Source organism: Thermocatellispora tengchongensis (assembly GCF_014202315.1).
GTDB classification, from domain to species: Bacteria; Actinomycetota; Actinomycetes; order Streptosporangiales; family Streptosporangiaceae; genus Thermocatellispora; species Thermocatellispora tengchongensis.
In genome coordinates this window covers 567,042-579,440 of sequence record NZ_JACHGN010000002.1, presented here as the reverse complement: position 1 = coordinate 579,440, position 12,399 = coordinate 567,042, and the positions used below count along the sequence as shown (strand labels likewise).

Annotated in this window: 11 protein-coding genes; 4 read left to right on the top strand and 7 right to left on the bottom strand. The window is 74.3% G+C overall.

The annotated features are described in order from the left end of the window. Positions 1-22 precede the first annotated feature (22 nt). The 4 genes from HNP84_RS05955 to HNP84_RS05940 form a co-directional block, all read right to left on the bottom strand. Positions 23-1,294 (bottom strand): cytochrome P450, encoded by a 1,272-nt coding sequence (locus HNP84_RS05955; RefSeq protein ID WP_185048326.1) that lies wholly within the window; start codon positions 1,292-1,294, stop codon positions 23-25. 1 nt (position 1,295) lies between these two features. Further along, entirely contained in the window at positions 1,296-1,496 is a 201-nt protein-coding gene (locus HNP84_RS05950; protein WP_185048325.1) for a ferredoxin, read from the bottom strand. Beyond that, on the bottom strand, positions 1,493-2,143 hold the full coding sequence (locus HNP84_RS05945) for a TetR/AcrR family transcriptional regulator (RefSeq protein ID WP_185048324.1): 651 nt from the start codon (positions 2,141-2,143) through the stop codon (positions 1,493-1,495). The genes HNP84_RS05950 and HNP84_RS05945 overlap by 4 nt, the downstream gene beginning before the upstream one ends. An 89-nt stretch (positions 2,144-2,232) precedes the next feature. Next, complete coding sequence (locus HNP84_RS05940; RefSeq protein WP_185048323.1) at positions 2,233-3,213, bottom strand: threonine ammonia-lyase; 981 nt, start codon at positions 3,211-3,213, stop codon at positions 2,233-2,235. 107 nt (positions 3,214-3,320) lie between these two features. Between HNP84_RS05940 and HNP84_RS05935 the strand changes: the two genes are divergently transcribed. Then, positions 3,321-5,858: a DUF4118 domain-containing protein gene (locus HNP84_RS05935; protein WP_185048322.1), complete on the top strand. Its 2,538-nt coding sequence runs from the start codon at positions 3,321-3,323 to the stop codon at positions 5,856-5,858. Here the strand turns inward: HNP84_RS05935 and HNP84_RS05930 are convergent. Then, complete coding sequence (locus HNP84_RS05930; protein WP_185048321.1) at positions 5,855-6,784, bottom strand: glycosyltransferase family 9 protein; 930 nt, start codon at positions 6,782-6,784, stop codon at positions 5,855-5,857. The genes HNP84_RS05935 and HNP84_RS05930 overlap by 4 nt on opposite strands. 77 nt (positions 6,785-6,861) lie before the next feature. Here HNP84_RS05930 and HNP84_RS05925 point away from each other — a divergent pair, with 77 nt between their 5' ends. Beyond that, a complete protein-coding gene (locus HNP84_RS05925; RefSeq protein WP_312923954.1) occupies positions 6,862-7,953 on the top strand; it encodes a glycosyltransferase family 9 protein in 1,092 nt (363 codons plus the stop codon). Between the two features lie 51 nt (positions 7,954-8,004). Here the strand turns inward: HNP84_RS05925 and HNP84_RS05920 are convergent, their stop codons facing one another. Continuing rightward, entirely contained in the window at positions 8,005-8,673 is a 669-nt protein-coding gene (locus tag HNP84_RS05920) for a hypothetical protein (protein WP_185048320.1), read from the bottom strand. A 112-nt stretch (positions 8,674-8,785) separates the two neighbouring features. On the opposite strand from HNP84_RS05920, the gene HNP84_RS05915 reads away from it, so the two are divergent. Next, positions 8,786-9,037 carry a hypothetical protein gene (locus tag HNP84_RS05915; protein WP_185048319.1) on the top strand — a complete coding sequence of 84 codons (252 nt, stop codon included), beginning with the start codon at positions 8,786-8,788 and terminating at the stop codon, positions 9,035-9,037. A 267-nt stretch (positions 9,038-9,304) separates the two neighbouring features. Next, positions 9,305-11,197 carry an ABC transporter ATP-binding protein gene (locus tag HNP84_RS05910; protein ID WP_185048318.1) on the top strand — a complete coding sequence of 631 codons (1,893 nt, stop codon included), beginning with the start codon at positions 9,305-9,307 and terminating at the stop codon, positions 11,195-11,197. Positions 11,198-11,349: 152 nt separating this feature from the next. On the opposite strand, the gene HNP84_RS05905 is transcribed toward HNP84_RS05910, so the two are convergent. After that, positions 11,350-12,378 carry a polysaccharide deacetylase family protein gene (locus HNP84_RS05905; RefSeq protein WP_312923924.1) on the bottom strand — a complete coding sequence of 343 codons (1,029 nt, stop codon included), beginning with the start codon at positions 12,376-12,378 and terminating at the stop codon, positions 11,350-11,352. Positions 12,379-12,399 lie beyond the last annotated feature (21 nt).

Sequence of the window (12,399 nt, the reverse complement as noted above, 5' to 3'; positions counted from 1 at the left end):
GACCGGCGCCCGGGCCGCGCCGTCAGCCGATGCGCAGCGGGAGCGTCCGCGGGCCGCGCACCTGACCGGGCGACCAGGTGACCGCGCCGGGGTCGTCGAGCGTGAAGGCCGGGACGCGCTCCAGCCAGACCTCCAGGGCGACCCGCAGTTCCATGCGCGCCAGGTGCGAGCCGACGCAGCGGTGGATGCCCAGGCCGAACGCGACGTGCCGGTTGACCTCGCGGTCGATGACCACCTCGCCGGCCCGCTCGAACTGCTCCGGGTCGCGGTTGGCCGCCGGGAAGGACAGCAGGACCCAGTCGTCGGCCTTCATGTCCACGCCGCGCCAGTGCATGTCCTCCTTGACCAGGCGGGCCATGGTGACCGGCGCGTACGCGCGCAGGAACTCCTCCATCGCGGTCGGCAGCAGCTCGGGCTCGGCCACCAGCCGCTCGCGGTCGGCCGGGGTCTTGGCCAGGTGCCACAGCGAGGCGCCGATGGCGCTCCAGGTGGTGTCGATGCCCGCGATGAGCAGCAGCGCGATCGTGCCGGCCACGTGGGCGGGGTCGAGCTTGCGCCCGTACAGCTCGGCGTCGATCAGGTAGGTGGTCAGGTCGTCGCGCGGGTTCTCGACGTGGTCGCGGATCTGCGCGTACAGGTAGTCGAACAGGCTCTCCATGCGGGCCAGGCGCTCCTCCGGCGGCAGGTTGACGCCTTCGAGCGCGTTTTCCACGAACTCCCGGAACCGCGGCCCGTCCTCGGGCGGGAAGCCCAGCATGTCGGCGATGACCCGCATCGGGATGTGCTGGGCGTAGTCGCGGGCGGCGTCCACGACCGGCTGCCCCTCGAATCCGTCCACGAGCGCGTGGCAGAACGCGCGCGTGGCCGCCTCGCGCTTGGCGACGGCGCTCTTGGTGAACGCCGGGAGCAGCAGCTTGCGGGCGTCGTGGTGGAAGGGCGGGTCGGAGGAGATCGGCGGCGTGGCGCCGATGGGGGCCAGCTCGAGGGGCGGCCGGTAGTTGCTCATGATGATCGAGCGTGAGGAGAAGCGCTCGGTGTCGTAGGCGATGGCGGCGACGTCCTCGTAGCGGGTGGGCAGCCAGCCGCCGCCGAAGCGGCCGGTGTGCGCGATCGGGCAGCGCCGCCGCAGGTCGTCCTGGATCGGGTACGGATCGGCCGCCCACTCCGGTTCCAGATGGGAGAAGTCCTCGGCCCAGTCGGAGACCGGACCGACGACGATCTCGTTGCGCGTGCCGAGGGGCAGCTCGCCACGCGTGTCGCGGTGGTCGCGGGTGAAGCGGTCGTCCACCGTCATCTCACGCCTCCTCCTGCAGTTCGATCGCGAGTTCCGGGCAGTTGGCCACCGCGAGGCGCGCCGCCTGCTCCTCGCCCGGCGGCACGACGCCGTCGCCGACGACCTGCCCGTAGCCCTCCTCGTCCTCGCCGAACAGGCCGGGCGCGAGGGTGTAGCAGCGGCCGTGCCCCTGGCAGCGGCCCGGGTCGATGTGCACTTTCACGGCGAGGCACTCCTTTGTGCGGTCTCGGAAGGGTGTGCGGCGGTCTGTGAAGGAGTCGTGCCGGCGGGGGCGAGGGCGGCCACGAGCCGGGTCAGCAGCGCCGTCCACTCCTCGTCGCCGACCTCGTGCAGGTCGGGGGTGATGAGGGCGCTGCCCATGGCGAGCAGGAGGCACAGGTGGGCCAGGGCGTTGGGCGACACCGCCGGGTCCAGCTCGCCGCCCGACTGCCCGGCCCCCACCAGGTCGGCGATCCAGCCGGCGCGCTCGCCGACGTAGTCGCGCATCGGCCCGGCCAGGTCGTCGTCGCGGCGGGCGGCGACCAGCGCCTCCACGATGAGGTGACCGGGCGCGTCGCGGCGGCGCGGCAGCCTGCGGCCGAGCGCCAGGAGCAGGCCGGCGATGGACCGGTCGGGGTCGGCGGCGAACAGGGTGGCCAGCACCCGCCGGCCGTGCTCGCGCAGCGCGGCGGCCAGCAGCTCGGCCTTGGAGCCGAAGTGCGCGTACAGGGCGCCGTTGCTCACCCCGGCCGCCGCCGCGATGTCGGCCACGCGCGTGCCGTCGTACCCGCGCTCGGCGAAGACGTCGGCGGCGGCGCGCAGCAGCCGCTCCCGGGTCTCGGCGGCGCTGACGCCCGCGATCCGCCCCATGACTCGAATTAAACGACCATTCATTTGTTACGTCAAGGATCGGACCGGTCCCGCGCGGACGACCCGCTCATCGGCGAAAGGGGCGATCGTCACGACCCGTGGACGGGAGCCGCGCCGACCCAGCGGCGATAGGCGTCCACGTCCACGTTGCTGCCGCACACGATGGTGACCACGTGCCGGCCGGCGAAGCGGTCGCGGTCTTCGAGGATCGCCGCGACGCCGAGCGCGGCCGACGGTTCGACGACGAGACCGGCGTGGTCCAGGAGCATCCGCATACCGGCGATGATCGACGCCTCCTGGACCAGGACGGCGTCGTCGGCGACCACGAGGAGGTCGTCCAGGACGGCCGGGATGGGACGCCGGCCGGCGACGCCGTCGGCGATGGTGTCGGTCGAGCCGGTGGTGACGACGCGCCGCCGGCGCCATGAGAGTGTCATCGCCGGCGCGCCCAGCGGCTGGACGCAGATCACCTCGGTCTGGGGCGCCAGGGACTTCACCACATGTCCCACACCGGTGGCCAGCGCCCCGCCGCCGAGGGCGATCAGGACGGCGTCGAACGACGGCGCGGCGTCCACCAGCTCCAGGCCGATGGTCGCCGCGCCCTCGCAGGTCTCGATGTCCAGACTGTCTTCGACCAGCCGGATGCCGTCGTGCCGGGCGATGGCCGCCGCCCGCTCGCGAGCCAGGTCGAAGTCGCCGTCCACCAGCTCCAGCCTGGCGTCCAGCGCGCGGATGCGATCGAGCTTGGCCCTGGGCGCGAAGCGGGACGCCACGACGGTGACGTCGAGCCCTCGGCCGCGGCCGGACCAGGCGATGGCCTGCCCCAGGTTGCCCGCGCTGGCGCACACCACCGCTCCCGAGCCATCGCCGGCGAGCAGGCTCGCGATCACCTCGGTGCCACGGGCCTTGAAGCTGCGCACCGGGTTCGCCGTTTCGAGCTTGACGCTCACCATGCACCCGAGGACGCGCTCCAGCGCCTCGCAACGGTACAGCGGAGTGTCGAGGAAGATCGGGTCGATCACCCGGCGAGCCGCCCGGATCCGAGCCGTGTCGAGGCGCGTCCCCTGCATGGCACAGCAGCGTAGCGCCCGTACCGGGGAGCGGGTCCCGCTGTCATCCTCGCCGCGTCCGGACAATGGGAGGCAGGAGGGTCGGCGTACGCGGACGGGGGCCGGACATGAACCACACGCGCGGGCGGCTGCGGGTCTACCTGGGCGCGGCGCCCGGGGTGGGCAAGACCTACGCCATGCTCGCCGAGGCCCGCCGGGCCGCCGAGCGCGGGCGCGACGTGGTGGTGGGCTACGTCGAGACCCACGGCCGCCCCCGGACCGCCGCGCTGCTGGAGGGCCTGGAGGTCCTGCCGCGCAGGACCCTCACCTACCGGGGCGCCTCCTTCACCGAGCTGGACGTGGACGCGGTGATCGCGCGGGCCCCGAAGATAGCGCTGATCGACGAGCTGGCCCACACCAACGTGCCCGGTTCCCGCAACGCCAAGCGGTGGCAGGACATCGAGGAGATCCTGGCCGCCGGCATCGACGTGATCTCCACCGTGAACATCCAGCACCTGGAGTCGGTCAACGACGTCGTCTACGACATCACCGGTGTCCCCCAGCGCGAGACCGTGCCCGACGAGGTGGTGCGCCGCGCCGACCAGGTGGAGCTGGTGGACATGTCGCCCGAGGCGCTGCGCCGCCGCATGGCGCACGGCAACGTCTACCCGCCGGAGAAGGTGGACGCCGCGCTGGCGAACTACTTCCGCTCCGGCAACCTCACCGCGCTGCGCGAGCTGGCCCTGCTGTGGGTCGCCGGGAAGGTGGACGAGCAGCTCGACCGCTACCGCGCCGACCACGGCATCGCCGGGCCGTGGGAGGCGCGCGAGCGGGTCGTGGTCGCGCTGACCGGCGGCCCCGAGGGCGACACCCTCATCCGCCGGGCGGCCCGCATCGCCGCCCGCACCAAGGGCGCCGACCTGCTGGCCGTGCACGTCACCACCGGCGACGGCCTGACCGGCGCCTCCGGCCCGGCCCACCTGGCCCGCCAGCGCGCCCTGGTGGAGGACCTGGGCGGCAGCTACCACCAGGTCGTCGGCGAGGACGTCCCGCGCGCGCTGCTGGACTTCGCCCGCGGCGTCAACGCCACCCAGCTCGTGCTCGGGGCGTCGCGGCGGGGCCGGTTCGCCCAGCTCCTGTCGCGCGGCGTGGGCGTGGAGACCTCCGCGCTGTCGGGCCCCATCGACGTGCACCTGGTGACGCACGAGGAGGTGCGCAAGGGACGCCGCCCCGCCTCGCGGGCCGCGCTCACCCGTACCCGCCGCGCCGCGGGCTGGGCCATGACCGCCCTCGGCCTGCCCGCGCTCACCGCGCTCCTGTACGCCCTGCGCCACACGCTCGGGCTGCCCAGCCAGATCCTGCTGTTCCTGGTCTGGGTCGTCGCCGTGGCGCTGACCGGCGGCATGTGGCCCGCCGTCACCGCCGCCCTCGGCGGCTTCCTGCTGCTGAACTACTTCTTCACCGACCCGTACCGCACCCTGGCCGTCTCCGATCCGGAGGTGCTGCTGGCGCTGGTGGCGTTCGTGCTGGTGGCCGTGGCCGTCTCCGCGATCGTGGACCTCGCCGCCCGGCGCACCCGGGAGGCGGCGCGGGCCGGCGCGGAGGCCGAGGTGCTGTCCACGCTGGCCGGGCACGTGCTGCGCGGCCAGGCCGCGCTGCCCTCGCTGCTGGCCCGGCTGCGCGAGACCTTCGGGCTGACCTCGGTCACGCTGCTGGAGCGCGCCGGCGAGCCCGGCCCCGAGGACCGCTCCGAGCCCGCGGCCTGGCGGATCGTCGCCGGCGCGGGCGGCCCGCCGTGCACCTGCCCCGGCGCCGCCGACACCGACGTGGTCATCGACGACCGCCTCACCCTGGCGGCCCGCGGCCGGCTCCTGGACGCCGCCGACCGCCGGCTGCTGGAGGCGTTCGCCGCCGAGGCGGCGGTGGCGCTGCGCCAGGAGCGGCTGCGCGAGCAGGCCGAGCGGGTCCGCCCGCTGGCCGAGGCCGACAAGATGCGCACCGCCCTGCTGGCCGCGGTCAGCCACGACCTGCGTACGCCGCTGGCCTCGGCACGGGCGGCGGTGGACAGCCTGCGCGCCACCGACGTGGACTGGTCCCCCGAGGACCGCGCCGAGCTGCTGGCCACCGCCGGCGAGTCGCTGGCCCGGCTGACCCGCCTGGTGGACAACCTGCTGGACATGAGCCGCCTCCAGGCCGGCGTGCTCGGCGTGGACCTCCAGCCCACCTCGGCGGAGGAGATCGTCCCCCGGGCGATCGACGACCTGGAGCCGCCGCTGCGCGAGCGGGTGCGCCCCGGCGTGCCCGCCGGTCTGCCCGACGTCAAGGCCGACCCGGCGCTGCTGGAGCGCATCCTGGTCAACCTGATCGGCAACGCGGTGCGCTACAGCCCGGACCGGGAGAAGGTGCTCGTCACCGCGAGCCGGCACGGCGACCGGGTGGAGATCCGGGTGATCGACCGGGGCCCCGGCATCCCGCCCGAGGCCCGCGACCGGGTCTTCCTGCCCTTCCAGCGCCTGGGCGACCGCGGCGACGGCACCGGGGTGGGCCTGGGCCTGGCGCTGTCACGCGGCCTGGCCGAGGCCATGGGCGGCGGCCTCGCCCCCGAGGAGACCCCGGGCGGCGGGCTGACCATGGTCCTCACCCTGCCGGTCGCCGAGCCCGGCTAGGCCGGGGACGCGGCCAGGACCCGGGCCGCCGCGGCGAGCACCTCCGGGACGGTGATGCGGAGCAGGGCGGGGTCCGGGCGGTCGGCCAGCACCTCGCGTTCGCCCGTGCCGTGCCAGAGCGCGACGTGGCAGGGCTTGGCGGGCGGGCCCCAGATGCGCGGCGAGGCCGGGCCGAACAGGACGACCGAGGGGCGCTCGTACGCCGTCGCCAGGTGGGCCACCCCCGTGTCGCCGCTGATCACCAGCGCCGCCTCGTGCACCAGGGCGAGCAGCGAGCCGATGCCGGTGGTGCCGGCCAGGTTCGCCGTCTCGGGCAGCCCGGCCGCGGCGGCCACCCGGGCGGCCAGGCCGCGTTCGGCCGCCGTGCCGGTGATGACCACCTCGTGCCCCTGGGCGGCGAGGGCGCGGGCGACCGCCGCGAACCGGGCGGGCGGCCACCGCTTGCTGCCGTACCCGGCGCCCGGATGGAGCACGGCCGCGCCGGGGCGGGGGCTCGCGACGTCCGGAGGCGGCAGCAGCAGGTCGCCCTCGTCCGCGTCGGCGCCGTCGTATCTGACCAGGCGGCACCACTTGGCCACCTCGTGCTCCACCTCCCGCACGAGCGGCCCGCCGGTGTGCCCCGCCTCGGCGCAGGCGAAGGCGACGAGGCGGCGCGGACGCAGGGCCTGGAGCGCCCGTACGCTGCCGGGCAGGACCCCGTGCAGATCGACGGCCACGTCGGGCGCCGCGACCGCGGGCGGGCCGAGGCCCCGGTGCGGCACGCACTCGTCCACGGCTCCCGTGAGCGCGGCCACCTCGGCCAGGGCGGGGTTGCCGGCCAGCAGCATGCGGTGGCGCGGGTAGCGGCGCCGCAGCGCGCGCATGGCGGGCACGCTGACGAGCAGGTCGCCCAGGTTCAGCGCGCGGAGCATCAGCACGGCCGGCATGCGCAAGACGTACCCGGGATCGGGGCGCGGCGCGCGGGGTGTCCGGCCGGGGCGGAGGGGAAGGAGCAGGTCGGGAGGTGGCAGCGGGGGTGTGCGGGGACGGCCTTGTGTACGGCGGTGTGTACGGCCTTGTCGAAGGGGTGCGGCGGATCGCGGTGCTGCGCGCCAACGCCCTCGGCGACCTGGTGGTGTCGCTGCCGGCGATCGAGGCGCTCAAACGCGCCTACCCGCAGGCGCGGCTCACCCTGCTGGGGCAGGACTGGCACAGGCGTTTCCTGGCCGGTCGGCCGGGGCCGGTGGACGAGGTGATCGCGCTGCCGCCGGTGGCGGGCGTGTCGGCCCCCGCCGACGGCCCAGCGGCCCCGCCCGGCCTGTACGACGGCCTGCGCCGGCGCCGGTTCGACCTGGCGGTGCAACTCCACGGGGGCGGGCGCTACTCCAACCCGTTCGTACGCGCGCTCGGCGCCCGGCTCACCGCCGGGCTGCGCACCCCCGACGCGGAACGGCTGGACCGCTGGGTGCCCTACCACTACTTCCAGCACGAGACGCTGCGCATGCTGGAGGTCGCCGCCCTGGTCGGGGCGCGTACCGAGACCGCCGAGCCCCGGATCGCGGTGACCGCGGCCGACCGGGCCGAGCTGGCCCGCGTGCTCGGCGAGCCGCCGCCCGGCCTGGTGGCGGTGCACCCGGGCGCCGGCGATCCGCGCCGCCGCTGGCCGGCCCGCAGGTTCGCGGCCGTGGCCGACCGGCTGGGCCGTCCGGTCGTGGTCACCGGGACGGGCGCGGAGCGCGAGCTGGTGCACGACGTCGTCGCGGCGATGCGCCGCCCGGCCCTCCCGCTGGTGGACGGCCTGGGCATGGGCGGGCTGGCGGCCCTGTACGAGCGGTGCGACCTGGTCATCGCCAACGACACCGGCCCGCGCCACCTGGCCGCGGCCGTGGGCGCCCCCACGGTGGGCATCTACTGGTGCGGCAACGCGATCAACGCCGCCCCCCTGGCCTGCGGCCGGCACCGGCCGCTGCTGTCCTGGGTCCTGGCCTGCCCGGTGTGCGGGGCCAGCGGCGTCGATCTGACCGCCGAGCGCTGCCCGCACGACGCGTCCTGGGTGGCCGGGGTGACGACCGAGGAGGTCCTGGACGCGGCGCAGGACCTCCTCGCGGGACGCTGAGACAGGACCCTGAGCCGGGGCGCGGCCCGGGGTGGGCGCGCCCCGCCTGGATCAGAGCCGACCGCTCTCGATCGCCTGCTTCAGCGCCGCCTGCGTCTGCTGGTGCGAGGCCACGCCGTTGGTGACGACGAAGTCGATCAGTGAGTCGTCGGCGTCGAAGGTGAGGTGCTCGGTGACCTTGGTCCCGCCCTTCACCTTGGTGAATACGATCTTCTGGTGGGTGACGACGCCGGGCAGCGACCAGGTGTCGGTCTCGTAGTAGAGCTCGTCGCGGTGGATGCGCTGCTGGGCGTGGGTGTTGCTGACCACGATCTGGCCCTCGTACGGGATCTCCTCGATCGCCGTGAGGTTGATGTAGCGGGTGTCGCCCTCGCACCAGTCCTTGTGCGTGACGACCCGGGTGAGGAACGCCGCCCGTCCGATGTGGTTCTCCAGGTTGGAGTACACGGCGAAGACGCGCTGCGGATGGGCGTCGATCGTGATCGAGATGCTGGTCTGCACCCGGCTGCGGCCGGAGCCGGGGGCCGGGGGCGTGGTGTCGTAGAACTTGTGGGTGTCCCAGGCGTGCTGCCATTCGGCGGCGAGCTGGGGGTCGGTGTCCGTGGCGGTGTCCATGGCGGTGTCCGTGGCGGTCTGGGCGCCGACCGGGGCGGCGAGCGCGGTGACGGCGAGCGCCGCGGCGAACAGCGGCGCCACGAATAACCGGAGGATCGTGTTCATCTCCACCTCGGGGGGAGCGACATCAGAGACGAATGATCTTTTATCGCATCCGTCCGCACCGCACAGCGGAACCGGTGACGTTTAGCGCGCGGGAGCGGGGAACGGGCAGGGCATGAACACTCTGATCGATCGGGAATGCGTGCGCGAGCTGCTGCGCTCCGACCGCGACGACGCGACGCTGGTGTTCGTGCGGGGCGAGTGCGTGGTCCTGCCGGCCGCGGAGATCGACGAGGCGCACCGCGGCATGGTGATCGCCAGTCGCGCCGACCTCATGTCACTCATACCCGGCGGTGACCTCAGCGACCAGGACATCGACACGCTCGCCGCGCGCCTGGACAACGTCGTACGCGACCTGGGCGCCTGAGCGCGGTTACGCGACGGCGCCTCAGCGCGATCACCCGCCGGCGCCTCAGGCCGGCCCGTTGTGCACGCCACAGAACGTCGCGAAGGACGTCGCGAAGGACGGCGGTCCCCCTTCGCGTACGGTTCCGCTCCCCCTGCTGCCCAGCGGCGCGCCGCGAAACCGGCGCGGGGGAAGAAGCGGAACGATCACATTTGGGTGCCGCGGCGATTACCTGGCGTGACCCCGGCGGGCATGGTCAGGCGCCGGGGCCGCGCGCACACTGCGGGCATGGCCGAAGCCGAGCGCACCACCGGGGAGCATGACGACGACGGACTGGACATCGGGGAGGTCACGGCCTCCGACTGGTACGCGCACATCGACCAGATGGCCGAGGTGCGCTTCCTGACGATCGCACGGCGGCTGCCCGCGCTGGTGGCCGAGGCGTGGCGGATGGCCTGGCGGGCCAGTCCGCGCGACGCGCTGACGGCGGTGGCGGGCAACCTGGCCGGCGGGGTGTGCACGGCGTTCGGGCTGCTCGCGACCACCGGGGTGCTGGAGGCGCTGTTCCGCTCCGGGCCCACACCCGACCGGGTGCGCGACGCGCTGCCCGCGCTGGCGCTGGTCGCCGCGGCGGCGGCACTGCGTACGACGACGCAGGCGGTCGCGGGCTGGGCGCAGTCGCGCCTGGACCCGCAGGTGTCCCGGATCAGCGAGGAGCGCCTGTACGGCCTCACCAGCCGGGTCGAGCTGATCGCCTACGACGACCCCGACTTCCACGACGCGTTGCAGCGGGCCAGGGCACGCGGGGTGGCCACCGCGGACGCGGTGGTGATGTCGGCGATCAACGTCATGACCGCGCTGGTCGGCCTGGTGGCCGTGGCGGGCGTGCTCGGGGTGCTGCACCCGGTGCTGCTGCCGCTGCTGCTGCTCGCCGTGCTGCCCGACGCCTGGGCCGCCGTGCGGTCGGCGCGCATGCGCTACACCACCATGTACGCCCTCATCCCCGTGCACCGCCGCAAGTGGATCGTCGGCGACCTGCTGGCCAACCGCAGCTCGGCGGCCGAGGTGCGGGCCTTCGGCATGCGCGGCTTCCTGCTGCGCATGTACGACGCGGTGGCGCGGGCCGAGCAGGAGGTCATGCTGCGCCTGGCCCGGCGGCAGACCGTCGCCCGCCTGGCCGGGGAGGCGCTGGGCGGCGTCGGCACCGGCCTGGTCTACCTGGCGCTGGGCGTCCTGCTCGCCGTGGCCGCGGTCCCGCTGGCCGTGGCCGGCACCGCGATCCTGGCGATCAGGTCGGGCCAGTCGTCCCTGGCCACCCTGATGCACTCGGTGAACCGCCTGTACGAGGAGGGCCTGTACTACACCGACTTCCTCGACTTCTGCGCCGGCGCCGAGCGCCGCCTGACCGGCCCGCGCCCCGAGCCCGCGCCGCGCTCCTTCGCCCGGATCACCGCCGAGGACGTCACCTTCTGCTATCCGGGCGCCGAGAGCCCGGCGCTGCACGGGGTGTCCATGGAGATCAGGCGGGGCGAGGTGATCGCGTTCGTGGGCGAAAACGGCTCCGGCAAGACCACCATGGCCAAGATCCTGGCGGGCCTGTACGAGCCGCAGGGCGGCACCGTCGCCTGGGACGGCCTGGACGTGCGCCTGGTCGAACCGGACGAGTTGCGCGCGTCGATCGCCGTCATCGCCCAGGACCACACCCGCTGGCCGCTCACCGCCCGCTACAACATCACGATGGGCACCGACAAGGGCGAGGCGGAGCTGCTGGCCGCGGCCAGGGTGGCGGGCGCCGACGAGGTGATCGCGGAGCTGGCGCACGGTTACCGCACGCTGCTGGACCGGCGGTTCAAGGACGGCGCGGAGCTGTCGGGCGGCCAGTGGCAGCGCATCGCGGTCGCCCGCGGCTTCCACCGGGACGCGCCGCTGCTGATCTGCGACGAGCCGACGGCGGCCCTGGACGCGCGGGCGGAGCACGCGCTGTTCGAGCGGATCAGGCGGCACGCGGACGGGCGTACGGTCGTGCTCATCACGCATCGCCTGGCCAGCGTCAGGTACGCCGACCGCATCTACGTGCTGGACCACGGCAAGGTCGCCGAGGAGGGCACGCACGAGGAGCTGATGGCCCTCGGCGGCCTGTACGCCGAGCTGTACACGCTGCAGGCCGCCGCGTACCGGTGAGGGGTCTCAGGCGTCCGAGGCCGGCCGGCGGCGCGGTGGCATGGCCGGGCCCGTGGCCGGCGCCGGCCACGGGCCCACCGCCTCCCGGCCGCGCCGGTTCGGCGAACCCGGCGAGCGGGGCGCGGTCCATCGGGGAGAGCGCCGGCGCGGGATCAGCCCGCCCGGCACGAGACGGACGGCCAGGTCCAGTTCCCGTTGTGCATGACGGTGAAGCCGAAGGTGTTGCCGCTGCCGTTCGGCCGCATCGTCATCACGGTGCCGCTGGAATCCCAGCTCGGGGTGCCGTTCCAGGTGGCGATGACCCGCTGCGGGCTGCGCAGGGTCACCGTGACGACCCAGGAGTTCGTCCCGGAGACCGAGACGGACAGGTTGAACCGGTCGCTCCACTGCTGCCCGGCCGAGATCGTGGCGGTGCAGGCGCCCCCGGGCGTCGGCGTGGTGGTCGGGTTGCCCGGTCCGCCGCCGTCGGGGGCCACGGCCCTGCCGGTGGCGGGCGAGATCATGCCGGCGCACAGGTTGCGGCTGCGCAGGTTGGCCGCGATCTGCGGGATGGCCGCGAGCGTGGTGGCGTACTGGTCGTGCATCAGGATGATCTGGCCGTTCTGCAGCCTGCTCGCGGCCTGCACGATCTGCGCGGTGCTCGCGCCGTTCCAGTCCTGGGAGTCGACGTCCCACAGGATCTCGGTCAGCCCGAGCTGCTGCTCGACCGACCGGAGGGTGGCGTTGGTCTCGCCGTACGGCGGGCGGAACAGCCGGGGCGCCGTGCCGGTGGCCTGCTGGATGACCTGCTGGGTGCGCTGAAGCTCCGAGAGCATCTGGGAGCCGCTCAACTGGGTCATGTGCGGGTGGGACCAACTGTGGTTGCCGACCCACATGCCGGCGTCCACCTGCGCCCGGACCAGCGCCTGGTTGTTCTGCGCGTTCTGCCCGGTGTTGAACATGGTGGCGCGCAGGCCGTTGGACCTCAGGGCGTTGAGCAGGTTGGCGGTGTTGCCCGGGTTGGGCCCGTCGTCGAAGGTCAGGCCGACGTAGCCGGCGCTGCAGTCGGCGGCCGTGGCGGGCTGGGAGATCGTCATGGCGAAGCCCAGGGTGAGGATGGCGATGACACCGGTGATGAGGGCGGTACGCGGGCCGGATCGGCGTGTCCTGCCCGCGTCGGTCGAGACGGCGCTGTCGAGCACGGCTGTACCTCCGCTGTCGCT